Raw genomic sequence first — 26,574 nt, 5'->3', positions numbered from 1 at the left:
GCTTCCCCACCTGTTTTTGCCTTGCCTGATCGCCGCTCGGCGAGTTTTCGGACAAACCCTACGGGTCATCGCGTGTTCAGTTGTTCACTCAGAACCCTTGCCGGGCTTTTGTTCTTTAACGAGCCAACAACCAGGTCCGCCCCCCAAACTGCAAGCGAACCTTCAATCAAGTACTACGTATTACTCGGCGGTAACCAGACTCGGCGAACCGAGATTGGCCATGCGCACGCTGTTCTGCACTTGCTGGATTTCACCCGGAGAACCGATCGGCCCCAGACGCACCCGATGCAGTGTCTGTTGGTTGCGCACGATCGAGCTGATGAACACCGGAGCGCTCACCATCCCGCTGAGCTTCGATCTCAGGAGTTCTGCAGCGTCCGGGTTGGCGAACGCGCCCACCTGCAGATACTGGCCAGAGGCTGGTACAGAAGCGTTTTTTTTTGCATCAAGCTGAACAGGCACGACGGCCGCGGCGTGTTGCTGCGGTGGCGGCGTCCATTGCTCGACGGTGCCGGCCGAGGCCGTAATCACCGGCGCGCTATTTTGCGCAACTTGCGGCTCGTTGAGCATCAAAGGCGCCGGACGGCCTTTTTGTGCCCACCACTGTTGCGGGTCGATCCCCTCGACCTTGACCCGCGCCGTGCCGATTTCGGCATAACCGAGCTTTTTGGCGGCGGCATAGGACAAGTCGATGATGCGGTCCGAATAGAACGGCCCACGGTCGTTGACCCGCAGGATCACGCTCTTGTTGTTGTCCAGGTTGGTCACCCGAACGTAACTTGGCAGTGGCAATGTCTTGTGTGCGGCACTCATGCCGTACAGGTCATACACCTCGCCATTGGCGGTGTTCTGGCCGTGAAACTTGGTGCCATACCAGGACGCCGTGCCCGAGGCGACGTAGGTCTTGGATTCTTGCAACGGGAAATAGGTCTTGCCCAGCACCGTGTACGGGTTGGCCTTGTAAGGACCGGTGTGCAGGGTCGGCGTGGCATCCGGGATGCGCGATACGTCGACATCCCACCATGGCGCGCCATCTTTGTGGGCGCGGTTGATGTCCAGCCCCGGCGTAGCACGCACGGCGGTGGACGAGGACTTCTGAGCCGGCGCGCGACTGGTCGAGCAACTGGCAAGCAGCACCGCCAATGCGGCGAAAGCCATGAGCTTCAGGGGTTTATTCATAGGCAATGCCCGCATTACTTGACGCCCCGCGCTTGGACCAGCTGTTCAGACAGTTGATGTACGGCCATGGCGTACATCACGCTGCGGTTATAACGCGTGATCGCGTAGAAATTCTTCAGGCCCATCCAGTACTCGGGGCCATTGTCACCTTCCAGGCGGAAAGCCGTGACCGGCATATCATCGCGCAGCGCATCATGACTTGACCACCCCAGCGCCCGCAACTCCCCTACGGTTTTAACCGGCTCGATACCCGTGGTCAAACCTTCGTCGACCTGTTCACCCCGAACATCGGCGCGGCTGACCACCGGCTCGCCGGCCTCCCACCCGTGACGCTTGAAGTAACTGGCAACGCTGCCAATGGCATCGTCCGGGTTGTTCCAGATATTGATGTGGCCGTCGCCGTCGAAGTCCACGGCATACGCGCGAAAACTGCTCGGCATGAACTGCGGCAAGCCCATGGCGCCGGCGTATGAGCCCTTGAGGGTCAACGGATCGACCTGCTCTTCCCGGGCCAGCAGCAAGAACTCACGCAGTTCCTTGCGGAAAAACTCGGCACGGGGAGGATAGTCGAAACCCAGGGTCGACAACGCGTCGATCACCCGGTAATTACCGGTATTACGCCCGAAAAAGGTTTCAACGCCGATGATCGAGACAATCACCTGCGCCGGTACGCCGTATTCCTGCTCGGCACGCGCCAGCACTGCTTCGTGCTGACGCCAGAAGTCCACACCACGGGCGATGCGCGCGTCAGTGATAAACATCGGTCGGTATTCGTTCCACTGCTTGACCCGTTCGGCGGGCTTCGAGATCGCGTCCAGAATCGACTGCTTGCGCTCGGCTTCGCGGAACACGCCCATGAGCTGTTCACCGGCGAAACCGTAGTCGCGGGTCATTTCACCGACGAATTCGGCCACCTGGGGTGAGCCTTCGTAATCGCCGGCCAACGCGTCCTGCGTTGTGCCAAGGATGCTTACCAGGCCGACCCATGGCGCGTATCGAGTCACCCAGCCACGCATTACTTGCATTGAACTCTTCACCTTATTCAAACCTGAGCGATCCACTTACGATGGGTATGGATCGACATCAAAACCCCAAACGCTGACAGCAGCGTCACCAGCGAAGTTCCTCCGTAGCTAATGAACGGCAACGGCACCCCCACAACCGGCAACAGGCCACTGACCATACCGATGTTGACGAAAACGTAAACAAAAAACGTCATGGTCAGGCTGCCCGCGAGCAATTTGCCGAACAATGTCTGCGCCTGGGCGGTAATCACCAGACCCCGTCCGATCAGCAGCAGGTAGATCAGCAGCAACGCGCAAATACCCACCAGGCCGAACTCTTCGCCCAACACCGCAATAATGAAGTCGGTGTGGCTTTCCGGCAGGAAGTCCAGGTGCGACTGGGTGCCCAGCAGCCAGCCCTTGCCGAACACACCACCGGAACCGATGGCGGCTTTCGACTGAATGATGTTCCAGCCAGTGCCCAGCGGATCACTCTCCGGATCGAGGAACGTCAGGATTCGTTGCTTCTGGTAGTCGTGCATGATGAAAAACCACATCGCCACGGCCACAGGCACGGCCGCCGCCAGCACGCTGATGATCCAGCGCCACTTCAAGCCCCCCATAAACAGCACAAACGCACCGCCTGCCAGGATCAGCAGCGATGTCCCCAGGTCCGGTTGCCGCACGATCAGGATGAACGGCAAACCGATCAGGAACAGACTGACCGCTACGTGCTTGAGTTGCGGCGGCAAAGTGCGCTTGGACAGGTACCAGGCGATGGTCGCCGGCATCAGGATCTTCATGAACTCCGAGGGCTGGAAGCGGATCACACCGGGGATGTTGATCCAGCGCGTGGCGCCCATGGCGTTGTGGCCCATGACGTCCACCACCACCAGCAACAACACGCCAAGTACATAACCGACCGGCACCCAACGCGCCATGAATCGCGGCTCGAACTGTGCGATGACGATCATCGACACCAGGCCGATGCCGAATGACGTGGCTTGCTTGGCCAGCAGGTCCCAGCTCTTTCCGCTGGCCGAATACAGCACGAACAGGCTGCCGGCGGCGAGGGTCAGCAGCAGAATCAACAACGGGCCATCGATATGCAGGCGCTGCAACAGCGTGGCACGACGACGCATCACATCCTCACTGGAGAGCATGCGATCAAAATTATTCATCACGGGCTGTAGCCTCTGCGCTGATAGGGCTGGCGTACTCGGCTTTAAGTCGGCCGTCCTGGTCCAGGAGCCAGGCGTCCATGACTTGACGCACCACTGGCGCGGCGACCCCGGAACCGGACTCACCGTTCTCGACCATCACCGACACCACGATTTGCGGGTTGTCGGCCGGCGCGAAGCCGACAAACAAGGCGTGGTCGCGGTGGCGTTCCTGAACCTTGGAGCGATCGTACTTCTCGCCCTGCTTGATCGCGACCACCTGGGCCGTACCACTTTTGCCGGCGATCCGGTATTGCGCGCCAATCGATGCCTTGCGCGCGGTACCACGAGCGCCGTGCATTACCTGCTGCATCCCGTGGTTGACCTTGGTCCAGTCCGACGGATCGCGCAGGACGATGTCCGGCATCGGGTTTTCATCTTTCGGCTTCTCGCCTTCGACGGTCTTGGCCAGGTGCGGACGGTTCCACACACCTTTGTTAGCCACCAGCGCCGTGGCCTGGGCCAGTTGCAGCGGCGTGGACTGCATGTAGCCCTGGCCGATTCCGAGAATCAGGGTTTCACCCGGGAACCAGGCCTGGCGACGGGTCGCACGCTTCCATTCGCGGGACGGCATCAGGCCCGGTGATTCTTCGAACATGTCCAGCGAGACCTTCTGGCCAATGCCGAATTTGCCCAGATACGCCGACAAGCGATCGATTCCCAGCTTGTGGGCCAGATCATAGAAGTAGGTGTCGTTGGACCGCATGATCGCCGTGTCCAGATCCACGTAGCCGTCGCCGGTACGGTTCCAGTTACGGTATTTGTGATCGTAGTTGGGCAGTTGGTAATAACCGGGATCGAACACGCGGGTCGATGCGGTGACCACCCCCGAATCCAGACCGGCAATCGCCACCGCCGGCTTGATGGTCGAGCCCGGCGGGTACAGTCCGCGCAGCACGCGGTTGAACAAAGGCCGGTCGATCGAGTCGCGCAGTTCGGAATAGGCCTTGAAGCTGATGCCGGTCACGAACAGGTTCGGGTCGAAACTCGGCTGACTGACCATCGCCAGCACTTCGCCGGTTTTCGGGTCCAGCGCAACGACTGCACCACGGCGACCGCCGAGTGCGGCTTCGGCGGCTTCCTGCAATTTGATGTCCAGGCTCAGGACGATGTCCTTGCCGGGAATCGGATCGGTACGCTTGAGCACACGCAAAACGCGGCCCCGTGCGTTGGTTTCGACTTCCTCGTAACCCACCTGACCGTGCAGCTCAGGCTCGTAAAAGCGCTCGATGCCGGTCTTGCCGATGTGGTGGGTGCCGCTGTAATTGACCGGATCGAGGGATTTCAGCTCTTTCTCGTTGATCCGCCCCATGTACCCGACCGAGTGCGCAAAATGCGCGCCCTGCGGGTAGTGACGCACCAACTGCGCCACCACTTCCACGCCAGGCAGACGGAACTGATTCACCGCGATCCGGGCGATTTGCTCTTCGGTCAGTTCGAACAGGATCGGCACCGGCTCGAACGGCCGGCGCCCCTGACGCATGCGTTTCTCGAAGATCACCCGGTCCTCGGGCGTCAGCTCCAGCACTTCGACGATCACGTCGAGCACTTGCTGCCAGTCGCCGGAGCGCTCGCGGGTCATGCTCAGGCTGAAGCTGGGCCGGTTATCGGCCACCACCACGCCATTGCGGTCAAAGATCAGTCCGCGCGTCGGCGGAATCGGCTGCACATGGACACGGTTGTTTTCCGACAGGGTCGAGTGGTACTCGTACTGGATGACCTGAAGGAAATACAGCCGCGCAATCAGCACACAAATAAGCGTCACGACCGCAATGGCACCGAACACGACACGGCCACGCACCAGACGGGCGTCTTTTTCGTGGTCCTTGATACGGATCGGCTGAGACATGAGGGCAGAACTACTTGTGGTAAGGGTGACCGGACAAGACTGTCCAGGCACGATACAGCTGTTCGCCGATCAGAATACGCACCAGCGGGTGCGGCAACGTCAACGGCGACAATGACCAGCGCTGATCGGCTCGGGCACAGACTTCCGGCGCCAGCCCTTCGGGACCGCCGACCATGAAATTCACCGTGCGCGAGTCCAGGCGCCAGCGATCGAGCTCGACCGCCAGCTGCTCGGTGCTCCAGGGCTTGCCGTGGACTTCGAGGGTGACAACACGCTCATTCGGCCCGACCTTGGCCAGCATGGCTTCGCCTTCCTGACGGATGAAGCGCGCCACGTCGGCGTTCTTGCCACGGGTATTGAGCGGTATTTCCACCAGTTCCAGCGCCAGCTCGGACGGAAGACGCTTGGCATATTCATGCCAGCCTTCTTCCACCCACTTGGGCATCCGTGAACCGACGGCGATCAGTCGCAGTCGCACAGCGGGCCCTTATTGCTGGTCTTTGTTGAGCTTGATGAAATGCTCGTGGGTGTTTTCCGGGCTGTGGTGCGCGGCGCTGCCGGCACGGCTCTGCTCGGCACCCTGCCACAACCGCTCCAGGTCATAGAACTGACGAGCGCTGGCCGTCATCATGTGTACGATGACATCGTCCATATCCAGCAACACCCAGTCGCTGTCACCCTTGCCTTCTTCACCCAACGGCTTGACGCCCAGAGCCTTGACCGCCTCGCGGACCTTATCCAGCATCGCGCCGATCTGGCGGTTGGAAGTACCGGTAGCGATGATCATGAAGTCAGTGATGCTCTGCTTTTCACGAACGTCGATCACCAGAATGTCCTGGGCCTTGACGTCTTCCAGGGCGGCTTCGGCAACCTTGACCAATTCTTCACCGCGCAGCTCCGGCCCGGTTGGCGCCTCTACTGGCAGTGGAGCGCTTTTGAATGTGCCTTTGCGCTTTACTTTAGCTACGTCTTTGTCAGTCATATAAAACTCGTTTTGCTCGTATGTTCGGGGGCTTCGATACACGTGATCACGTGCTTGAAGCGCGCCTCTTTTCAGTTCGACGCACGGTAAAGTCCGTGCGCATCGATGTAGGCCAGGACCGCGTCGGGCACCAGGAAACGTACCGACTTACCGCTGGCCAGCAGTTGACGGATCTGGGTGGCGGATACCGCGAGCGGTGTCTGCCAGACGAATGCAATCTGTCCGCTCGGCCCTTTGAGGGCCAGCGGGTCGCTCACCGAGCGCGCTGCCAGCAGGTTGCGCAAGGCATCCGGCGGTTCGCTGTCGGCATCCGGGCGTTGCAGCACCAGGATGTGGCAATGCTGGAGCAACTCTTCCCAGCGGTGCCAAGTGGGCAGGCCGCAAAATGCGTCCCAGCCCAAAAGTAGAAAAACCTGGGTCTGGGCGGCCAGTTCGGCGCGCATCAGTTCCAAGGTATCGATAGTGTAGGACGGTTTGTCCCGCTGCAATTCGCGGGCATCCACCACTAACGGTGCCACACCGGCCACCGCGCACTCGACCATCGCCAGACGGTCTTTTGCCGACACCTGCGGCGTACCGCGATGCGGCGGCCTGGCACTGGGTGTCAGACGCAATTCATCGAGTGCCAACGACTCGGCGACTTCCAGCGCACCGCGCAGATGGCCGATGTGCACCGGGTCGAACGTGCCGCCCAGCATGCCAATGCGCCGAGGTTGAGGCTCGTTTGCGGTGGCTGGGGCTGTCGGGTCGAGGTCGCCCAAGTCAGACCGACGCCTGGCCGCGCAACTGGCCATCACCGACCACGATGTACTTCTCGCAGGTCAGACCTTCGAGGCCCACCGGGCCGCGGGCGTGCAGCTTATCAGTAGAAATGCCAATCTCGGCACCCAATCCGTATTCAAAGCCATCGGCGAAGCACGTCGGGGTGTTGATCATTACCGACGATGAATCGACTTGCGCGACGAAACGCCGCGTATCGGCGAGGTTTTCGCTGACAATCGAGTCGGTGTGATGGGAGCCGTACTTATTAATATGCTCGATGGCCTGGTCCAGCCCGTCGACCACGCGGATCGACAGAATCGGCGCCAGGTATTCGGTGGTCCAGTCTTCTTCAGTAACCGTGACCGCATCGATGATCGCCCGCGTGCGTTCGCAGCCGCGCAGTTCAACGCCTTTTTCGCGGAACTGGGCAGCCATCGACGGCAGGAAATCCTTGGCAACGGTTTGGTCCACCAGCAGCGTTTCCATCGCGCCACAGATGCCATAACGGTATGTCTTGGCGTTGAACGCGATGCGCTGGGCTTTCGCCAGGTCGGCATGCTCACTCACGTAAACGTGGCAGATCCCGTCCAGGTGCTTGATCACCGGCACGCGGGCGTCACGACTGACGCGTTCGATCAGGCCACGGCCACCACGGGGCACGATGACGTCGACGTATTCCGGCATGCTGATCAGCGCGCCAACGGCGGCACGGTCGGTGGTTTCAACCACTTGCACCACGGCGGCCGGCAGTTCGGCTTCGGCCAGTCCGCGCTGGATGCAGGCGGCGATGGCACGGTTGGAATGAATAGCTTCGGAACCACCACGCAGGATCGTCGCGTTACCGGACTTCAGGCACAGGCTGGCGGCGTCGATGGTCACGTTCGGCCGGGATTCGTAGATGATCCCGATCACGCCCAACGGCACACGCATCTTGCCAACCTGAATACCCGACGGGCGAAAGCTCATGTCACGAATCGCGCCGACCGGGTCCGGCAATGCGGCCACCTGGCGCAAGCCGACGATCATGCCGTCGATGCGTTCCGGGGTCAGCGCCAGACGCTCCAGCAAGGCAGGTTCAAGACCATTGGCGCGACCCGCGGCCAAATCCAGTTCGTTGGCAGCCGTCAGCTCAGCGCGTGCAGCGTCCAGCGCATTGGCAGCGGCCTGCAAGGCGCGGTTTTTCTGCGCGGTGCTGGCGCAGCCGATGACGCGAGAAGCCTCGCGGGCAGCGCGACCCAGGCGGGTCATGTAGTCAAGAACGGACTCAGTCATGGTCTGTGGTGGTCTTTGCTAAGGTCTTGGTAAAGAGTAAAGCGGCAGATTATAGCTGTCGCGTCCCGGGACTAACAGCGGTGACGGGCGGATGGTCGAAATCGAGGGCAATTTGCCGACGTTCAGCCGGGATTAAGCTGCAAATTGTTATCATCACCGCTCAATCAGCCCTGATAAACGCCGTTCATCATGTCCAACCTGACTGTTCGAGCGTCCGCTGCGAGCCTGCCCACGGGGCTCCCGGATGCGTTTTTCGACCGCGACGCACAAACACTGGCCCGGGATTTACTCGGCAAAGTCATCCGTCACCGGGTCGGTGACCTGTGGCTCAGCGCCCGGATTATCGAAACCGAAGCCTATTACTTCGAAGAAAAAGGCAGCCACGCCTCCCTCGGCTACACAGAAAAGCGTAAGGCTTTGTTTCTGGATGGCGGTCACATCTATATGTATTACGCCCGTGGCGGCGACTCCTTGAACTTCAGCGCTCAGGGCCCGGGCAACGCGGTACTGATCAAATCCGCCTATCCGTGGGTCGACGAATTGAGCGGGCCGGCAAGCCTGGCGCAGATGCTGTTGAACAACCCCGACACCCAAGGCCGCCCTCGCCCGACGCAAAAGCTGTGCGCCGGACAGACATTGCTGTGCAAGGCGCTGGGTTTGAAGGTGCCGGTCTGGGATGCCAAGCGATTTGACCATGAGGTGTTGCTGGTTGAGGACGTCGGTCCGGCGCCAGCCCACGTCATTCAAACCACGCGCCTGGGGATCCCCCATGGGCGCGATGAACACTTGATGTACCGCTTCGTCGATGCTGCTTATGCACTGTATTGCACACGGAACCCGCTGCGACGGGGGCAGGTCGAAGGTCGCGATTATTTTCTACTGTCTTGATGACCAGAAACCTGCAGGAGCGAGCCTGCTCGCGATAGCGGAGTATCAGGCGACATCTATGTCGACTGGCAGTCAGCTATCGCGAGCAGGCTCACGCCTACAAGGGATCTGAAGTGTCTGGAAGATTGCGTTCGTCCCCCATGGGACCAATGAACATTTGATGGAGTTGTTTTTATGGGCCCATGGCTCGATAGCGTGACCGGTTGGTTGACGGTCAACCCGCAATGGCTGGCGGCGGCGGTGTTCATCGTGGCCTTTGTCGAATGCCTGGCGATTGCCGGTCTGATCGTGCCCGGTACGGTTATGTTGTTTGCCGTGGCGGTACTGGCTGGCAGCGGCGCGCTGTCGCTGAGTGAAACGTTGCTGTTAGGGTTCTTCGCTGGCGTACTGGGCGATGTCGTGTCCTACTTCATCGGTCGACATTTCCATCAAAACATTCGGCGCCTGCCGGGTTTGCGCCATCATCCGGAATGGATTGCCGGGGCCGAGGCGTATTTCCAGCGCTATGGTATTGCCAGCCTGTTGGTCGGGCGCTTCATCGGCCCCCTGCGTCCGATGCTGCCGATGGTCGCCGGCATGTTCGACATGCCCTTCCCGCGATTTTTCGCCGTCAGTCTGTTGGCTGCCGCTGGCTGGAGTGTGGCGTACCTGCTGCCCGGCTGGGCCACGGGCGCGGCGATTCGTTTGCCGTTGCCGGAAGGCTTCTGGCCGGAGGCGGGTGTTGTCGCTGGCGCCATTGCGGCCATGGTCGGCCTGAGCATCACCAGCAGCATGCGCCGCCATCGCAAGGCGACGATGTTGATTGCCGGGATGAGCTTTCTGATTCTGCTGGGACTGTTTATTGGCTATCCGCACCTGACCGCGCTCGATCAGGGCGTCATGACCCTGGTACAGGAACACCGCAGCCCGATGCTCGATGAAGTGGCCGTGCTCTTCACGCTGATCGGTGAGTTCCGCAACATGCTGGTGTTCAGTGGCTTGCTAGTCGCGCTTCTGCTGATCGCTCGGCAATGGCGACAGGCGATTTTCGCTGGCAGCACCCTGCTTGTCACCGCTCTAGGCAACACGTTCACCAAGCAATTTTTCGCCCGTATACGCCCGGAAGTGCTGAGCGATCCGCTGACCAGCTACAGCATGCCAAGCGGTCATGCCTCCGGCGCCTTCGCGTTATTCCTGACCCTCGCCGTACTGGCCGGTCGCGGCCAACCGCCGCGAATGCGCCTGACCTGGTTGCTGCTGGGATGTTTGCCCGCGCTGGCGATTGCCCTGTCGCGGGTGTACCTGGGCGCGCATTGGCCGACGGATGTACTGGCCGGCGCGATGCTGGCGGCGTGCGTGTGTGCAGCGAGCTTGTGGGTGAGCCAGCGTCAGGCGCCGCTAAACGCCATGCCGCCTAAAGTCTGGTGGCTGGTGCTGCCAGCGCTGATGGTTTTGTTTGCGTTCTTCGCGTTACGGCATTTACCGCATGCGATGTTGCGGTATGCGTACTGAAGTAGCAGCCTCGCAGGCTCGGCAGTTGCTACAGGTGCGATTCAAGCAAACAGCTCGCCTTGCAACTCATCCAATAGCGCCTGGATCGCATCCAGTCGCTGCTGCGGGTCATCGAGTTGCAGCAGATCGATCTTGTCCACCTCGGCAAACGGCAGTAGATAAGCGAGCTGATTGGCCAGCGACTGTTGCCCGGTCGCTTCGGTGCCCATGTTCAACGCTTCGACCATCGGATGTTCGGCCAACGCCTTGAGCAGCGCCACCAGATCCGCGTCTTCATCCTGCAGCGGTTGCTCAGGTTCATCCTCCAGCCACTCGACATCAGCGACGGTCAACTGATCACGCTGCACCTCGGTGCGCAAGACATGGAACCGCCGCCCGCCCTGCACCCGAATCCCCAGCAAGCCGTTGTCCTGCTGTTTGAAATCGGTGATCAGCGCTTCACAGCCCACCAGCGCATAACCTGCCGGTGCAATGCCGACTTCTTCGCCATCAAGAATGCACACCACGCCAAAGCCGCCGCCCTGTTTCATGCAGCGGCTGATCATGTCCAGGTAGCGCGCCTCGAAGATCTGCAAGTCGAGGATGCAGCCAGGAAACAGCACTGTGTTCAGCGGGAAAAGCGGCAAACTCATAGACATTTCCTTACACCATCATCGATACCACCAACGGCAGGAACACCGCCGTGGCCACACCCATCAGACTCATCGCCAGCGCCGCAAAGGCGCCGCACTCTTCACTTTCTTGCAAGGCCACCGAAGTGCCGACCGCATGGGCGGTCATGCCCAGTGCCATGCCACGCGCCTCGGGGCTGTGGACACCCAGCCGGGTCAACAGGCTCGGGCCGAAGATCGCACCGATCACGCCGGTGATCAACACGAACACCGCGGCCAGCGCTGCGACACCGCCGATCTGCTCGGCCACCAGCATGGCAATCGGAGACGTCACCGACTTGGGTGCCATGGTCATCAGGATCATGTGTTCGGCACCGAACCACCAGCCCAGCAACACGCCCATGCCCGTGGCGACCACGCCACCTATCACCAGCGTAGTAAATATCGGCCAGAACAACTGCCGAATCCGTCGCAGATTAAGGTACAGCGGTACCGCCAGCGCCACCGTCGCAGGCCCGAGCAAGATGCTGAGGATCTCGGTGCTCTTGCGGTACTCGGCGTAGGTCAGGCCGCAGGTCACCAGAACACCGATCACTACCAGCATCGAGACCAACACCGGTTGCAGGAAGATCCAGCGGGTTTTCTCGAAAGCGGCCAACACCAACTGATAAGCGCCCAACGTGATGCCGATGCCGAACAACGGATGATGAATCACCGAGTCGAGCGCGCCGTGCCAATCCAGGATCATTGGTCATCTCCGCGAGGGGCGTGGCGCTTGACCATGCGTTGCATCAACACTCCGGCAAACGCCATGGACAGCACCAGCGACAACACCAAGGCGCCGACGATGGCCCAGAAGTCCGCGGCTATGTCCTTGAAGTACACCATCACGCCCACGGCCGGCGGCACCAGCAGCAACGGCAAGTAACGCAGCAGACTGCTGGCCGCCAGGCTCAGCGGCTCGCCGACTTGTCCGCGTGAAATCAGGTACACCAGCAACAACAGCAAACCGATAATCGGCCCCGGCAGCACCGGTAAAAACAGGTGGTTGATGGCTGTGCCCAGCAATTGGAACAGCACCAGCCAGGTCAGGCCACGTAACAACATCCGGCATCTCCCGCACTCGCCCCACCCAGCAGGGGCCGAGCATTATAAGCACGTCAGCGCTATGGATCGGCATTCGCCAAAAGCATGGACAGTTGACCGGAGCCATTTGCCATGTTGATCTAAAGTGGTTCACAGGGAGGTCAAATCCCCCCACTCGAAAAACTATAAATCCGATGAAACCCAAGGAGAGTCTCAATGCCCCATGTTCCCGTTGCAGAGCTCAAAGATTATGTCGGCAAGGAACTCGGACGTTCCGAATGGCTCACCATCGATCAGGAGCGCATCAACCTGTTCGCAGAAGCCACAGGTGATTATCAGTTTATTCATGTCGACCCGGTCAAAGCCGCGCAAACGCCATTTGGCAGCACCATCGCCCATGGATTCCTGTCGCTGTCACTGATCCCGAAACTGATCGAAGACATCCTCATCCTCCCCCAAGGCGCGAAGATGGTGGTCAATTACGGTCTCGACAGCGTGCGTTTCATTCAACCGGTCAAGGTCGATTCGAAAGTACGGCTCAAGGTCGACCTCAGCGACGCCACCGAGAAAAAACCCGGTCAATGGCTGCTCAAGGCCATCTGCACCCTTGAGATAGAAGGCTCGGAAAAACCGGCCTATATCGCTGAATCACTTTCCCTCTGCTTCGTGTAAACCTCCCGGATGCGAAGCAGCTCACGCTGTTTCGCGACCCTCTCTATATATACGACACATAGCTGCGGCATACTCGGTCGCCTAATTGCCCGGATCCCGCTATGCGCTCACTTGCACTCCTTGCCTTGACCCTGTTGCTCACCGCTTGCGGCGATGGCGAATCGCTGCTGCCTCCCGATGCCCGGCTGCCGGACGGTGGGCGCTATCGCGGTGATCTGGTCAACGGCTTGCTGCAAGGTCAGGGTCGCATCGACTACCCGAACGGCAGCTGGTACGCCGGCGAATTCGACAAGGGTCAATGGCATGGCCAGGGCGAATGGCATGGCAGCAACGGCGAGGTCTATCGCGGGAATTTCAATCAGGGCCTGTTCGACGGCCAGGGCACGCTGACCACACCGGGCAGCAGCTACACCGGCGGTTTCAAACTCGGTCGGCGCGAGGGTGAAGGCACGCTCAAAGAAAACGGCATGACCTATCGCGGCGAATTCAAGGCCGATCAATATTCAGGGCTCGGTCATCTCGAACTCGATGACGGCAGCTCGTACCAGGGCCAGTTCGCCCATGGCAAACCCAACGGTGAAGGCCAGCGCGGCGACGCCAGCGGCAATCAGTTCACCGGGCATTTCGTCGATGGGCAACTGGAAGGCAACGGGACCTTCAACAGCGCCGACGGTGACATCTACGCGGGCGGTTTCAAGAACAATCAGTTGCACGGCAAGGGTCGCTACGAGAATGCCGACGGCGATGTCTGGCTCGGTCAGTTCAAGGAAGGCTCGCTGAACGGCAAGGGCGAGTTGATCGGTGCGGATGGCAGCCACTACATCGGCCAGTTCAGCGACTGGCGCTTCACCGGCCAGGGCCGTTTGAATCTGCCCGATGGCAGCTTTTATACCGGCCAGTTCGACGGCGACAGCTATTCAGGTCGAGGCACGCTGGTGCTGACTGACGGCACCGTGCAAAGCGGCACGTGGAACAATGGCCAGCGTGTGCGTGACGCCGATGGCAAGTTGCTGCCCGACAGCCTGGAGCTTGGCTTGCTGGCTCAGGGTCGCTTGCTCGACGACGCCCTGCTCAACGTGCCGACCTCGACGCCGGCCGTCGAGCTGTACACCCTGACCGTGGGCGGTGACGGCAAACAAAGCGTGTTCCTGCGCGAATCCGATTACGTCAGCAACATGCTCAGCAGCCGCTTCGGTGCAATTGGGCAAATCCGGCTGGTGAATCATCGCGACCACCTCGTCGACCGGCCCATGGCCACCCGGGAAAACCTGCGCCGTGCGGCATTAACCCTGGCCGAGCGCAGCGGCCCGGAAGACCTGATCTTCATTTACCTGACCAGCCACGGCACCGCCGAACACGAACTGGTGCTCGACCAGCCACGCATGGAGCTGTCCGACCTGCCGGCCGATGAACTCGCCGCGGTGCTGGCGCCGTTGAAAAATCGCGACAAGGTCATCGTGATTTCCTCCTGCTATTCCGGTGGATTCATTCCGGCATTGAAAGACGAACGCACGCTCATCATGACGGCCACGCGGGCAGACCGCGTGTCCTTTGGCTGCTCCGAGGAAGCCAACTTCACCTACTTCGGCGACGCGCTGTTTGCTCAGGCGCTGAACCAGACCGACGACCTGGAGCAAGCCTTCAAACTGGCCAAGGCCACCGTCGCCGAACGCGAACTGGCGGACAGCTTCGAAGCCTCTGAACCGCAGCTCTGGGCCCCGAAAACGGTCATCTCGCACTGGCAGTTGCTACGCAAGCAGCAGGCACGAAAAGCGCTACAAAGTGTCTCTATCGACAGCAAGGATGCAAAGAGCAACTAAGCTGAACAGTATCAAGGGGGAAACACTATGTACTTGACGCCTCAGCATGTATTGCTTGCCGGAGCTACCGGGTTGACCGGTGAACATCTGCTTGATCGCCTGCTCAACGAGCCTACGATTTCAAGGGTATTGGCCCCCTCACGCCGTCCACTCGCCAAACACCCACACCTGGAAAACCCGGTTGGCGACCCGGCAGTGTTTCTGCCGCAGCTCAACGGTCGTGTCGATATTGCCTACTGCTGCCTGGGCACCACGATCAAACAGGCCGGCTCCGAAGAAGCGTTTCGTGCAGTGGACCTGGACATGGTCGTGGCGTTTGCCAAACGTGCGCGGGAAATGGGCGCACGCCACCTGATCGTAATCAGTGCCCTGGGCGCTGATCGCAGGTCCTCGATTTTCTACAACCGGGTCAAAGGCGAGATGGAACACGCATTGCGCGCGCAGGACTGGCCGCAACTGACCATTTGCCGCCCGTCGCTGTTACTGGGCGATCGCATCGAGCCACGCATGGGCGAGAAAGTCGCCGGCCCGCTGTCACGCCTGATCCCGGGCAAATACCACGGCATCGAAGCTTGCCAACTGGCCCGGGCGATGTGGCGGTTGGCGCTGGAAGAACAGGATGGGGTTCGGATTGTCGAGTCGGATGAGTTGCGTAAGCTAGGCAAGTAACCTGTGGCGAGGGGCTTGGCCCCTCACCACAACGCTCTCCTACAACCCACCCGTCGCCTGAAAACTCACCCCGATCACCGTCAGCAATGACAACGGCAACAGCAGCGTGTCAAGCAGTGCGCTGGCCGGCAGGTCCAAGCCTGGGTAACTCGGCGCCTCGGCACCAAAGTGGTCCTTGGCGCAGCACCCGCCGTTCATGGCATACAAATCCAGACGCGTCCCCGCATACACCAGCGGCGCCCCGGGCTTGGCGGCATCAAGGGTGCGCGCCGTGGCGCAGCCGGTCAGTTGCAAGACCAGCAGAAGAATCAGTAGCTTATTCATCGCTGCTCAAATGGTGCTCACCCCAGCGCGGCAGCATGTCTTGCGGGATGTTCAACAGATTGAGAATCCGCGCCACGACAAAATCGATCAGGTCATCGATGGTTTGCGGCTGATGATAGAAACCTGGCGAAGCCGGCAAGATCGTCACGCCCATGTTCGACAGCTTGAGCATGTGTTCCAGATGGATACTCGAATACGGCGCCTCACGCGGCACCAGAATCAACTGGCGACGCTCCTTCAAGGTCACGTCGGCCGCACGTTCGATCAGGTTGTTGCAGGCGCCGGTCGCGATGGCCGACAGCGTCCCCGTCGAACACGGCACCACCACCATCGCCGCGGGCGCACCGGAGCCAGAAGCCACCGGCGACATCCAGTCTTCCTTGCCATACACCTTGATTTGCCCGGCCGCAGCACCGGTGTATTCCGTGAGGAAGGCCTGCATCATCTGCGGTTTTGGCGGCAGCGTGACGTCAGTCTCGGTGGCCATCACCAGTTGTGCCGCCTTGGAAATCAGGAAGTGCACTTCGCGATCTTCACGCACCAGGCAATCGAGCAAACGCAAACCGTACTGAGCGCCGGAAGCGCCGGTCATGGCCAGCGTGATGCGATCCGGGCCGCTGCTCATTGCAGCGCCTCGGCGAGTTTGCCGTGCAGGCCGCCGAAGCCGCCATTGCTCATGATCACCACGTGGGTACCGGGCTGGGCCTGGCACTTCACGCGCTCGATAATGCCTTCCAGCGAATCGCTGACAATCGACGGCACGGTACACCGCGCGGCGGTTCCGGCCAGGTCCCAACCGAGGTTGGCTGGCGCGTACCAGATCACCTGATCAGCATCGACCACGCTTTCCGGCAAGCCGTCGCGGTGCGCGCCGAGCTTCATGGAGTTGGAGCGCGGCTCGATGATCGCGATCAACGGCGCATCGCCGATGTGTTTGCGCAGGCCGTCGAGGGTCGTCGCAATGGCAGTCGGGTGGTGCGCGAAGTCGTCATAAATGGTGATGCCGCGCACTTCGGCGACTTTTTCCATCCGGCGCTTCACGCTTTTGAACGCGCTCAACGCGGCGATGCCCATGGAAGGCACCACGCCGACATGGCGCGCGGCCGCCAATGTAGCCAAGGCATTGGCCACGTTGTGCTGACCGGTCATGTCCCACTCGACCACGCCCTGAGCGACACCTTCAAACATCACTTCAAACTTCGAACCGTCTTCGCTCAACAGTTTGACTTGCCACTGCCCGCCCGCTCCGGTGGTCTGCACCGGGGTCCAGCAGCCCATTTCGATGACGCGCTGCAACGCCGGCTCAGTGGTCGGGTGGATCACCAGGCCTTCGCTTGGAATGGTCCGCACCAGATGGTGGAATTGCCGCTCGATGGCTGGCAAATCGGGGAAGATGTCTGCGTGATCGAACTCAAGGTTGTTCAGGATCGCCGTGCGCGGACGGTAGTGAACGAACTTGGAGCGTTTGTCGAAGAAGGCACTGTCGTATTCGTCGGCTTCGATCACGAAGAACGGCGTGCCGCCCAAGCGAGCGGAGACCGAGAAGTTCTGCGGTACGCCACCGATCAAGAAGCCCGGGCTCATGCCGGCATGCTCAAGCACCCAGGCGAGCATGCTGCTGGTGGTGGTTTTGCCGTGAGTGCCGGCGACAGCCAGCACCCAGCGACCTTGCAGCACGTGATCCGCCAGCCATTGCGGGCCGGAAACGTACGGCAGGCCTTTGTTCAACACGTATTCGACGGCGGGGTTGCCGCGCGACATGGCATTGCCGATGACCACCAGGTCCGGGGCCGGATCGAGCTGGGAAGGATCGTAGCCTTGGGTCAACTCAATGCCCTGAGCCTCAAGCTGAGTGCTCATTGGCGGATAGACGTTGGCGTCGGAACCCGTCACGTGATGGCCCAGTTCCTTGGCCAGAACCGCCATCGAACCCATGAAGGTGCCGCAGATACCCAGAATATGAATGTGCATTAGTCGACCTCGTAAAACATGGCCGCAGGTTAGCGTAGGGAGGGGAAAATCGCACCTTGTGTTTCGGATTTGAAGACGCCTTCGCGAGCAGGCTCGCTCCCACAGGGGTTCAGCGGTGCTCACATAATGTGTGTCCGCTGAAGATCAAATGCGGGAGCGAGCCTGCTCGCGAATGGCCGCGACGCGGTCTAGCGCTCGATACCGTGCTTACGCAGCTTTCTATAAAGCGTATTACGGCTGACACCCAACTGCTCGGCGGTATGGGTCATATGCCAACGCGTATGCTCCAGCGCATTCAACAACGCTAGCCGCTCGGCATCGTCCAACGGATGCTCGGACGGCGCTTCGACCGTCGATGAAACCGCCGGCCGCGCCTGACGAATCATCGCCGGCAAATCCTCCAGCCCGATTCGCCCGCCGTCACACAACGCCGCCAACGTACGCAGCACATTGCGCAGCTGCCGCACGTTGCCCGGCCAGGCAAACCCCAACAAGGCTTCCCGCGCCGGCCCGTCGATCAAAACCGTTTCCCCACCCGCCTCTTCCGCCAGCAAAAAATCGAGCAACCGGGATTTATCACTGCGATCACGCAACGCCGGCAACGCGACTTCCAGCCCGTTGAGCCGGTAATACAAGTCCTCACGGAAGCTGCCGTCCTGCACCCGATCCAGCAGATTACGGTGAGTCGCGCTGATGATTCGAACGTTGACCGCCTCCGGCTCGCCGCCAATCGGCACCACCTGTCGGTCCTCCAGCACCCTTAACAGCCGGGTCTGCAAGGCCAAGGGCATGTCGCCGATTTCGTCGAGAAACAGGGTCCCGCCATCGGCCTGCTGCAACTTGCCCCGCATGCCTTCCTTGCGCGCGCCGGTGAAGCTGCCGCCGCGATAACCGAACAGTTCGCTTTCGATCAGGCTTTCAGGAATGGCCGCGCAGTTAAGGGCGACGAAGGCTTTTTCCGCCCGTTGACTGGCCTGATGCACGGCTTTGGCGAAGGCTTCTTTGCCGGAACCGGTTTCGCCGTTGATCAATAGCGGTACATCGCGCTCGAATACCCGCAGCGACTTGCGAAAATCTTCCTGCAGCGCAGCATCACCGATGCAGATGCCCGACAGCCTTGGACGCTCGGCAATCGCCGGGCGTTGCACCACCGGAACCGGGATACTGCGGGGCTGTCCACGTAATACGGCAAACAGACTGCGACCGTCACGGGTGCGCAGCGGCCAACTGGCGCTGGCATTCACACTGGCGCGACCGAGCAACTCATCCAGCGAGCAATCGAAAAACGCTTCCACCGGTTTGCCCAGCAGGCCGCCGCGAATGTGCCCGAGCAGGTTCAGCGCACTTTGATTGACCGCACAGATCCGCCCTTCCCCGTCGAACGCCAGCAGCCCTTCGCTGAACAGCCCGACGGACTCGGCCTGCAAGTGAAAACGCAGCAACCATTGATTGTCGAAGTAGCGCAGGAAATAGCAGCTCTCGATCATCTTCGCCGACAGATTGACCAGGGCCATGGTGTGGAATTGACTCTGGCGCGAGACATCGTGGCGCGCCGATGACACGTCGAGCACCGCCAGCAATTCGCCATGGGGGTCGAACACCGGGCTCGCCGAGCAGGTCAGGCCGGTGTGGCGACCGCGAAAATGTTCGTCTTGATGGATGGTCAGAGACTGGCGCTCCACCAGGCAGGTGCCGATGCCGTTGGTGCCTTCGCAGGCCTCGCTCCAGTCAGCGCCAAGCCAGAGGCCGGCACGCTCGAAAATCTTCCGTTCGGCGGGGGCGGTGACGCAATTGAGGATCACGCCACGGGCATCTGTCAGCAGCACGGCGTGGCCGGCGCCGGAAAGTTGTTGATGGAGGCTGGTCATTTCATTGCCGGCGATCTGCAGCACTTGCTGCAAGCGTTCGCGGCTCTCCAGCACTCGGCCATGTTCCAGCACCGTGGGCGCGATGGTCAGGGCCGGGTCGAGGTGATAGTCCTCAAGACAGCGCAGCCAGGACCGGGCGATGGAAGGATCGCTGCCGGGGCCATGCAGGTGCGATTTGCCCTGGGTGACGGTCAGGACCTGCCGGGCATGGCGACTCAAATGGTTGTCGTGCATTTCTTATTATTCTCTCCACAAGGTCTGGCTCGCCCCGTGTAGCAGCTGCCGAAGGCTGCGTCCGGCTGCGAAGCAGTCGTAAAACCTGTGTCCCGTGTGCAGGGCCGAAAACGAGGCAAGCGCTGCGCTCTCGGACGCAGCCTTCGGCAGCTGCTACAGGAAGCGCGTGTCCGAGCATCCTCCAGCCTGGCCCGCATTGCAATGCTGGCAAGACCCGCCAGTCACACCCTGTGCCACAAGCGGTACAAAGTGTCACGGGCGCCGTACCGAAAGCGTCACAGCGCGTCTCCGCCGGTCCGACAAAAACCGCGCAAGGCCTTGATTTACCTGCCCTGCAAGGCGGTGGCCCGACCTTTGCTCTACGCTTATACAAGCGCACATGCGCTCTCCCTTATAAGCACAAAAGCCAAGGAGAACCCCACCATGCGTTACGCTCACCCCGGTACTGAAGGCGCTATCGTTTCGTTCAAGAGCAAATACGGTAACTACATCGGCGGCGAGTTCGTCGCGCCTGTCAAAGGTCAGTACTTCACCAATACCTCGCCAGTGAATGGCCAACCGATTGCCGAATTCCCACGCTCCACCGCCGAAGACATCGACAAGGCCCTGGACGCGGCCCACGCCGCCGCCGATGCCTGGGGCGCCACGTCCGCCCAGGCTCGCTCGCTGGTGCTGCTGAAAATCGCCGACCGCATCGAGCAGAACCTGGAACTGCTGGCAATCACCGAATCCTGGGACAATGGCAAAGCCGTCCGCGAAACCCTCAACGCCGACATCCCGCTGGCGGCTGACCACTTCCGCTACTTCGCCGGCTGCATCCGCGCGCAGGAAGGCAGCGCCGCCGAGATCGACGGCAACACCGTGGCTTATCACATACACGAACCGCTGGGCGTGGTCGGGCAGATCATCCCGTGGAACTTCCCGATCCTGATGGCCGCCTGGAAACTCGCCCCGGCCCTGGCCGCCGGTAACTGCGTGGTGCTCAAGCCTGCCGAGCAGACGCCGCTGGGCATTACCGTGCTGATGGAGCTGATCGGCGACCTGCTGCCGCCGGGCGTGCTGAACGTGGTGCAAGGCTTCGGCAAAGAAGCCGGCGAAGCCCTCGCCACCAGTAAACGTATCGCCAAGATTGCCTTCACCGGTTCGACCCCGGTCGGCTCGCATATCATGAAATGCGCCGCCGAAAACATCATCCCGTCCACCGTGGAGCTGGGTGGCAAGTCGCCGAACATCTTCTTCGAAGACATCATGCAAGCCGAGCCGACCTTCATCGAGAAAGCCGCTGAAGGCCTGGTGCTGGCGTTCTTCAACCAGGGCGAAGTCTGCACCTGCCCGTCGCGCGCGCTGGTGCAAGAGTCGATCTACGACGACTTCATGAAAGTCGTTATGAAAAAAGTCCTGTCGATCAAACGTGGCGACCCGCTGGACACCGACACCATGGTCGGCGCCCAGGCGTCCGAGCAGCAATTCGACAAAATCCTTTCGTACCTGGAAATCGCCAAGGGCGAAGGCGCCGAGCTGCTGACCGGCGGGAAAATCGAAAAACTCGAGGGCAACCTGGCGACCGGGTATTACATCCAGCCGACCCTGCTCAAGGGCACCAACAAAATGCGGGTGTTCCAGGAAGAAATCTTTGGCCCGGTGGTGAGCATCACCACCTTCAAGGACGAAGCCGAAGCCCTGGCCATCGCCAACGACACCGAGTTCGGCCTCGGCGCCGGCCTCTGGACCCGCGACATCAACCGCGCCTATCGCATGGGCCGCGCCATCAAGGCCGGCCGCGTGTGGACCAACTGCTACCACCTGTACCCGGCGCACGCCGCGTTCGGCGGTTACAAAAAGTCCGGCGTCGGCCGTGAAACCCACAAAATGATGCTCGACCACTATCAGCAGACCAAAAACCTGCTGGTGAGCTACGACATCAATCCGTTGGGCTTCTTCTAAAACCGGGGGCGATACAGGTATTCCTGTGTCGCCCTTCAGAATGCCATCGCGGGCAAGCCCGCTCCCACAGTGATTTGTGGTTATCCCCAAAATATTGGTTCACCCCAATACCCTGTGGGAGCGGGCTTGCCCGCGATGGCGCCCTTAACGACAACATCAAAACATCGCCCTGCCCCACTGGCACGGGCCTTGCGTGCCCGCTCCACACCCAAACGTCGTACCTGAAAGTCCAAAAGATCAAACAATAAAAAATACAGCGAGGACTTATGACTTCTTCCACACAGCTCAAACCCACACTCGGCACCCTGCACCTATGGGGTATTGCCGTCGGCCTGGTGATTTCCGGCGAGTACTTCGGCTGGAGTTACGGCTGGGGCACCGCAGGCACATTGGGCTTTCTCGTCACCGCCCTGATGGTAGCGACGATGTACACCTGCTTCATCTTCAGCTTCACCGAATTGACGACCGCGATCCCCCACGCTGGAGGGCCGTTTGCCTACAGCCGGCGGGCGTTTGGCGAGAAAGGCGGACTGATCGCCGGCATCGCCACCCTGATCGAATTCGTGTTTGCCCCCCCGGCCATTGCGATGGCGATTGGTGCCTACCTCAACGTGCAGTACCCGGAACTTGACCCCAAGATCGCGGCGGTTGGCGCGTATTTCGTGTTCATGGGCCTGAATATCCTCGGCGTCAGCATCGCGGCCACCTTCGAACTGGTGGTCACCGTGCTGGCGGTCGCCGAGTTGCTGGTGTTCATGGGCGTCGTGGCTCCGGGCTTCAGCTTCAGTAATTTCGTGCTCAATGGCTGGTCGGGTTCTAATGAATTCACCATCGCTTCCATTCCCGGCATCTTTGCCGCCATTCCCTTCGCGATCTGGTTTTTTCTCGCGATCGAAGGCGCGGCGATGGCCGCTGAAGAAGCCAAGGACCCGAAACGCACGATTCCCAAGGCTTACGTCAGCGGCATTCTGACCCTGGTGTTCCTGGCCATCGGCGTGATGGTGATGGCCGGCGGCGTCGGCGACTGGCGCCAGCTGTCGAACATCAACGATCCGCTGCCTCAAGCGATGAAAGCCGTGGTCGGCAACAACTCTAGCTGGATGCACATGCTGGTCTGGATCGGTCTGTTCGGCCTGGTGGCGAGCTTTCACGGGATCATCCTCGGCTACTCGCGGCAGTTCTTCGCCCTGGCGCGGGCCGGTTACCTGCCGAGTGGCCTGGCCAAACTCTCGCGTTTCCAGACCCCGCACCGCGCCATTCTGGCCGGCGGCGTGATCGGCATCGCGGCGATTTACAGCGATGGCCTGGTCAACCTGCAAGGCATGACCCTGACGGCGGCGATGATCACCATGTCGGTATTCGGTGCCATCGTGATGTACATCATCAGTATGCTGAGCCTGTTCAAACTGCGTAAAACCGAACCGAACCTGGAACGCACCTTCCGCGCACCGGGCTACCCGATTGTTCCGGGGATCGCGCTGTTCCTGGCGGTGGTGTGCCTGGTGGCGATGGCGTGGTTCAACACGCTGATTGGCTGTGTGTTCCTTGGCTTCATGGCCGCCGGTTACCTGTATTTCCAGCTGACCGCCAAGCAACGCGCCGACGCGCCGGCCGATGCGATGCTCGAAGGCATTTAAGTTGCACCGGCGCCGGGCTTGCAGCCTGGCGCCTGCGTTATTGAAGTGCATGCAAACCCCTGTGGGAGCGAGCAAGCTCGCTCCCACAGGGAATGTCACTGTTATTGAGACTTGTCCAAAACTGGAGAAATCGCCCCATGGCCGCATTTGCCCACTCCGTCGGCGCTCAGACCTACCGCTTCGAGAGCCTCAAGGACGTCATGGCCAAGGCCAGTCCGGCGCGCTCCGGGGATTTCCTGGCGGGCGTCGCCGCGCTCAACGATGGCGAGCGTGTGGCCGCGCAAATGGCCCTGGCTGACATCCCGCTGAGCCACTTCCTGCAGGAAGTACTGATTCCTTATGAGTCCGATGAAGTCACCCGACTGATCATCGACACACACGACACACACGCCTTCGCCGTGGTCAGCCACCTTACCGTCGGCGGTTTTCGCGACTGGCTGCTCAGCGATGCCGCCGATGAACAGAGCCTGCGCGCGCTCGCCCCCGGCCTGACCCCGGAAATGGTCGCCGCCGTGTCGAAGATCATGCGCGTCCAGGACCTGGTGCTGGTAGCGCAGAAAATCCGCGTGGTCACGAAGTTTCGCGGCACCATGGGCTTGCGCGGACGCTTATCCACGCGCCTGCAACCCAATCACCCCACCGACGAACCCGCCGGTATCGCGGCGAGCATCCTCGACGGCCTGCTCTACGGAAACGGCGATGCGATGATCGGCATCAACCCGGCTACCGACAGCATCGCCTCGATCTGCGCCATGCTGGACATGCTCGACGCGATCATCCAGCGCTACGAAATCCCGACTCAGGCCTGTGTGCTGACCCACGTCACCACCTCGATCGAGGCAATTAATCGCGGTGTTCCGCTGGACCTGGTGTTCCAGTCGATTGCCGGCACCGAAGCGGCCAACGCCAGTTTTGGCATCAACCTGAATGTGTTGAAGGAAGGTTACGACGCCGGTTTGAGCCTGAATCGCGGCACGCTGGGCCAGAACCTGATGTATTTCGAAACCGGCCAAGGCAGTGCGCTGTCCGCCAACGCCCACCACGGTATCGATCAGCAAACCTGCGAAACCCGCGCCTACGCCGTGGCGCGCCACTTCAAGCCGTTTTTGGTGAACACGGTGGTCGGTTTCATCGGCCCGGAATACCTCTACAACGGCAAACAGATCATTCGCGCCGGCCTCGAAGACCACTTCTGCGGCAAGTTGCTGGGCGTGCCAATGGGCTGTGACATCTGCTACACCAACCACGCCGAAGCCGACCAGGACGACATGGACACCCTGCTGACCTTGCTGGGAGTCGCCGGGATCAACTTCATCATGGGTATCCCCGGTTCCGACGACATCATGCTCAACTACCAGACCACCTCGTTCCACGACGCCCTCTACGCCCGTCAGACGCTGGGTCTGAAACCCGCGCCGGAATTCGAGCAGTGGCTGACGAAAATGGGCATCTTTACCCAGACGGACGGCAAAATTCACTTCGGCGACAGCCTGCCCCCGGCTTTCCGCCAGGCGATGGCGCAATTGGGATGAGTGCATTCATGGATAAACCACCCGTTGATCCGCAGAACCCGCTGCTGGAGTTGCGCCGGCTGACACCCGCGCGGATTGCCTTGGGGCGCACAGGCACCAGCATGCCGACCAGCGCCCAACTGGACTTCCAGTACGCCCATGCGCAGGCACGGGATGCGGTGCATTTGCCGTTCGACTCGGCGGGGCTCAGCGCTCAACTGACCGAGATCGGGCGCGACAGTTTGTTGCTGCACAGCGCCGCCACGAACCGGGACAGCTATTTGCAGCGCCCTGATCTGGGGCGCAAGTTGAGCGATGAATCCGCGCATACCCTGCGCACGTATGCGACGGCCAATCCCGGCGGCATCGATCTGGTGATTGTGGTGGCCGACGGACTGTCGGCACTGGCCGTGCATCGCCATACCCTGCCGTTTCTCTCACGCCTGGAAGAGCAGGTGCTGGCTGAAGGCTGGTCTGTGGCACCGGTGATGCTGGTGGAACAGGGCCGCGTCGCGGTGGCCGACGAGATCGGTGAACTGATGGGGGCGAAAATGACGGTCATCCTGATCGGTGAACGCCCCGGGCTCAGCTCCCCCGATAGTCTGGGTTTATATTTCACTTACAATCCAAAGGTTGGCCTGACGGATGCTTATCGCAATTGCATCTCCAACGTTCGACTCGAAGGCCTGAGTTACGGCATGGCCGCACACCGTTTGCTGTATTTGATGCGAGAGGCCTGTCGTAGACAGCTGTCGGGGGTCAATCTCAAGGACGAAGCGCAGCTTCAGACGCTGGAATCGGACGCCGGAGCGGACATGAAACGAAACTTCCTGTTGGGACAGTCAGATGCCTGAACCGTTTCCGCATTGCGCTTGGGAATGGGTTTCAGGCAGGATCGACGAACGGCCGCCACGGGTTTCCCATCGCCGTCAACGCACGTAAGACAGCCACTTGAAGACGAGACCTACCATGCGGATTATTCAAGCGACCCTCGAACACCTGGACCTATTGGCGCCAATGTTCGTCAAATATCGTGAATTTTATGGATCCCTGCCGTACCCGGACTCGTCCCGAGCGTTCCTCGAAAAACGCCTGCGCCGCAAAGAGTCGGTGATTTATCTGGCGTTGTCCGATGACGATAGCAACAAACTGATGGGTTTCTGCCAGTTGTACCCGAGCTTTTCGTCCCTTTCGCTGAAACGTGTATGGATCCTCAACGACATTTATGTCGCCGAAGACGCCCGCCGCCAATTGGTGGCTGACAACCTGATCCGTACCGCGAAAAAAATGGCCAAGGAAACCAATGCCGTGCGCATGCGCGTTTCCACCAGCAGCAACAACGAAGTCGCGCGTAAAACCTATGAATCCATCGGGTTCAAGGAAGACACCGAGTTCAAGAACTACGTGTTGCCGATCAGCGACGAGCTCTGAGCCCCGACCGTCCATGGTGGGAGCGAGCTCGCTCCCACAGAAAACCTGCCTGGACCATCGGTCTAATGCGACATCCCCCGCTACAAACTGAACGCTCTTTTCACTTTTCAGTCCGTATAATCCCGATCTTTCCGACTTGTAAGAAAAAC

Annotated in this window: 25 protein-coding genes; 10 read left to right on the top strand and 15 right to left on the bottom strand. The window is 60.6% G+C overall.

Annotated elements, in window-relative coordinates:
- Window positions 1-180: 180 nt before the first annotated feature.
- The 8 genes from SB725_RS20370 to SB725_RS20335 all read right to left on the bottom strand — a co-directional run bounded on the left by SB725_RS20370 (window position 181) and on the right by SB725_RS20335 (window position 8,268).
- Window positions 181-1,194: a septal ring lytic transglycosylase RlpA family protein gene (locus tag SB725_RS20370; protein WP_027924296.1), complete on the bottom strand. Its 1,014-nt coding sequence runs from the start codon at window positions 1,192-1,194 to the stop codon at window positions 181-183.
- Window positions 1,194-2,204 (bottom strand): lytic murein transglycosylase B, encoded by a 1,011-nt coding sequence (mltB, locus tag SB725_RS20365; protein ID WP_027924297.1) that lies wholly within the window; start codon window positions 2,202-2,204, stop codon window positions 1,194-1,196. The genes SB725_RS20370 and mltB overlap by 1 nt, the downstream gene beginning before the upstream one ends.
- A 17-nt stretch (window positions 2,205-2,221) precedes the next feature.
- Window positions 2,222-3,325: a rod shape-determining protein RodA gene (rodA, locus tag SB725_RS20360; RefSeq protein WP_050590204.1), complete on the bottom strand. Its 1,104-nt coding sequence runs from the start codon at window positions 3,323-3,325 to the stop codon at window positions 2,222-2,224.
- A gap of 31 nt (window positions 3,326-3,356) precedes the next feature.
- On the bottom strand, window positions 3,357-5,252 hold the full coding sequence (gene mrdA / locus SB725_RS20355) for a penicillin-binding protein 2 (RefSeq protein ID WP_027924299.1): 1,896 nt from the start codon (window positions 5,250-5,252) through the stop codon (window positions 3,357-3,359).
- A gap of 10 nt (window positions 5,253-5,262) precedes the next feature.
- Window positions 5,263-5,730 (bottom strand): 23S rRNA (pseudouridine(1915)-N(3))-methyltransferase RlmH, encoded by a 468-nt coding sequence (gene rlmH / locus SB725_RS20350; protein WP_007937439.1) that lies wholly within the window; start codon window positions 5,728-5,730, stop codon window positions 5,263-5,265.
- 9 nt (window positions 5,731-5,739) lie between these two features.
- Window positions 5,740-6,234 carry a ribosome silencing factor gene (rsfS, locus tag SB725_RS20345; RefSeq protein WP_194940768.1) on the bottom strand — a complete coding sequence of 165 codons (495 nt, stop codon included), beginning with the start codon at window positions 6,232-6,234 and terminating at the stop codon, window positions 5,740-5,742.
- A gap of 71 nt (window positions 6,235-6,305) precedes the next feature.
- Window positions 6,306-6,995 carry a nicotinate-nucleotide adenylyltransferase gene (nadD, locus tag SB725_RS20340; protein ID WP_228758930.1) on the bottom strand — a complete coding sequence of 230 codons (690 nt, stop codon included), beginning with the start codon at window positions 6,993-6,995 and terminating at the stop codon, window positions 6,306-6,308.
- 1 nt (window position 6,996) lies between these two features.
- Complete coding sequence (locus tag SB725_RS20335; RefSeq protein ID WP_027924302.1) at window positions 6,997-8,268, bottom strand: glutamate-5-semialdehyde dehydrogenase; 1,272 nt, start codon at window positions 8,266-8,268, stop codon at window positions 6,997-6,999.
- Between the two features lie 189 nt (window positions 8,269-8,457).
- Here SB725_RS20335 and SB725_RS20330 point away from each other — a divergent pair, with 189 nt between their 5' ends.
- Window positions 8,458-9,156, top strand: a complete 699-nt coding sequence (locus SB725_RS20330) for a DNA-3-methyladenine glycosylase (protein WP_410922522.1) — start codon at window positions 8,458-8,460, stop codon at window positions 9,154-9,156.
- Window positions 9,157-9,330: 174 nt separating this feature from the next.
- Window positions 9,331-10,647, top strand: a complete 1,317-nt coding sequence (locus SB725_RS20325) for a bifunctional DedA family/phosphatase PAP2 family protein (RefSeq protein ID WP_027924304.1) — start codon at window positions 9,331-9,333, stop codon at window positions 10,645-10,647.
- A 41-nt stretch (window positions 10,648-10,688) separates the two neighbouring features.
- Here the strand turns inward: SB725_RS20325 and SB725_RS20320 are convergent, their stop codons facing one another.
- Genes SB725_RS20320 through SB725_RS20310 form a run of 3 tightly spaced genes read right to left on the bottom strand, consistent with a single transcriptional unit; the run spans window position 10,689 to window position 12,365 of the window.
- Window positions 10,689-11,279, bottom strand: coding sequence for an LON peptidase substrate-binding domain-containing protein (locus SB725_RS20320; RefSeq protein ID WP_027924305.1), 591 nt, complete (start codon window positions 11,277-11,279; stop codon window positions 10,689-10,691).
- A gap of 10 nt (window positions 11,280-11,289) precedes the next feature.
- Complete coding sequence (locus tag SB725_RS20315) at window positions 11,290-12,000, bottom strand: LrgB family protein (RefSeq protein WP_172825967.1); 711 nt, start codon at window positions 11,998-12,000, stop codon at window positions 11,290-11,292.
- A gap of 2 nt (window positions 12,001-12,002) precedes the next feature.
- Window positions 12,003-12,365 (bottom strand): CidA/LrgA family protein, encoded by a 363-nt coding sequence (locus tag SB725_RS20310; RefSeq protein ID WP_027924307.1) that lies wholly within the window; start codon window positions 12,363-12,365, stop codon window positions 12,003-12,005.
- Window positions 12,366-12,560: 195 nt separating this feature from the next.
- Between SB725_RS20310 and SB725_RS20305 the strand changes: the two genes are divergently transcribed.
- The 3 genes from SB725_RS20305 (at window position 12,561) to SB725_RS20295 (ending at window position 15,505) form a co-directional block, all read left to right on the top strand.
- On the top strand, window positions 12,561-13,016 hold the full coding sequence (locus SB725_RS20305; RefSeq protein WP_027924308.1) for a MaoC family dehydratase: 456 nt from the start codon (window positions 12,561-12,563) through the stop codon (window positions 13,014-13,016).
- 101 nt (window positions 13,017-13,117) lie between these two features.
- On the top strand, window positions 13,118-14,836 hold the full coding sequence (locus SB725_RS20300; RefSeq protein WP_027924309.1) for a C13 family peptidase: 1,719 nt from the start codon (window positions 13,118-13,120) through the stop codon (window positions 14,834-14,836).
- 27 nt (window positions 14,837-14,863) lie between these two features.
- On the top strand, window positions 14,864-15,505 hold the full coding sequence (locus SB725_RS20295; protein WP_027924310.1) for an oxidoreductase: 642 nt from the start codon (window positions 14,864-14,866) through the stop codon (window positions 15,503-15,505).
- 39 nt (window positions 15,506-15,544) lie between these two features.
- Here the strand turns inward: SB725_RS20295 and SB725_RS20290 are convergent, their stop codons facing one another.
- The 4 genes from SB725_RS20290 to SB725_RS20275 all read right to left on the bottom strand — a co-directional run bounded on the left by SB725_RS20290 (window position 15,545) and on the right by SB725_RS20275 (window position 19,902).
- Window positions 15,545-15,829, bottom strand: coding sequence for a YceK/YidQ family lipoprotein (locus SB725_RS20290; RefSeq protein WP_027924311.1), 285 nt, complete (start codon window positions 15,827-15,829; stop codon window positions 15,545-15,547).
- Window positions 15,822-16,454, bottom strand: coding sequence for a flavin prenyltransferase UbiX (gene ubiX / locus SB725_RS20285; protein ID WP_027924312.1), 633 nt, complete (start codon window positions 16,452-16,454; stop codon window positions 15,822-15,824). The genes SB725_RS20290 and ubiX overlap by 8 nt, the downstream gene beginning before the upstream one ends.
- Window positions 16,451-17,800 carry a UDP-N-acetylmuramate:L-alanyl-gamma-D-glutamyl-meso-diaminopimelate ligase gene (gene mpl, locus SB725_RS20280; RefSeq protein WP_027924313.1) on the bottom strand — a complete coding sequence of 450 codons (1,350 nt, stop codon included), beginning with the start codon at window positions 17,798-17,800 and terminating at the stop codon, window positions 16,451-16,453. The genes ubiX and mpl overlap by 4 nt, the downstream gene beginning before the upstream one ends.
- Window positions 17,801-17,988: 188 nt before the next feature.
- Window positions 17,989-19,902, bottom strand: coding sequence for a sigma-54-dependent Fis family transcriptional regulator (locus SB725_RS20275; protein WP_027924314.1), 1,914 nt, complete (start codon window positions 19,900-19,902; stop codon window positions 17,989-17,991).
- A gap of 423 nt (window positions 19,903-20,325) precedes the next feature.
- Between SB725_RS20275 and SB725_RS20270 the strand changes: the two genes are divergently transcribed.
- The 5 genes from SB725_RS20270 to SB725_RS20250 all read left to right on the top strand — a co-directional run bounded on the left by SB725_RS20270 (window position 20,326) and on the right by SB725_RS20250 (window position 26,425).
- A complete protein-coding gene (locus SB725_RS20270; protein ID WP_027924315.1) occupies window positions 20,326-21,846 on the top strand; it encodes an aldehyde dehydrogenase family protein in 1,521 nt (506 codons plus the stop codon).
- A gap of 266 nt (window positions 21,847-22,112) precedes the next feature.
- Complete coding sequence (eat, locus tag SB725_RS20265; RefSeq protein WP_027924316.1) at window positions 22,113-23,483, top strand: ethanolamine permease; 1,371 nt, start codon at window positions 22,113-22,115, stop codon at window positions 23,481-23,483.
- Window positions 23,484-23,620: 137 nt separating this feature from the next.
- A complete protein-coding gene (locus SB725_RS20260) occupies window positions 23,621-25,015 on the top strand; it encodes an ethanolamine ammonia-lyase subunit EutB (RefSeq protein WP_194940772.1) in 1,395 nt (464 codons plus the stop codon).
- Window positions 25,016-25,023: 8 nt separating this feature from the next.
- Entirely contained in the window at window positions 25,024-25,848 is an 825-nt protein-coding gene (gene eutC / locus SB725_RS20255; RefSeq protein WP_194940773.1) for an ethanolamine ammonia-lyase subunit EutC, read from the top strand.
- Window positions 25,849-25,963: 115 nt separating this feature from the next.
- Window positions 25,964-26,425, top strand: a complete 462-nt coding sequence (locus SB725_RS20250; protein ID WP_027924319.1) for a GNAT family N-acetyltransferase — start codon at window positions 25,964-25,966, stop codon at window positions 26,423-26,425.
- The last annotated feature ends 149 nt before the right edge of the window (window positions 26,426-26,574 follow it).

Source organism: Pseudomonas sp. SIMBA_041, from assembly GCF_046535095.1.
In the GTDB taxonomy this organism is placed as follows: domain Bacteria; phylum Pseudomonadota; class Gammaproteobacteria; order Pseudomonadales; family Pseudomonadaceae; genus Aquipseudomonas; species Aquipseudomonas mucoides.
The sequence above is the reverse complement of the archived record's forward strand: the minus strand, read 5'-3'. Positions and strand labels throughout refer to the sequence as shown.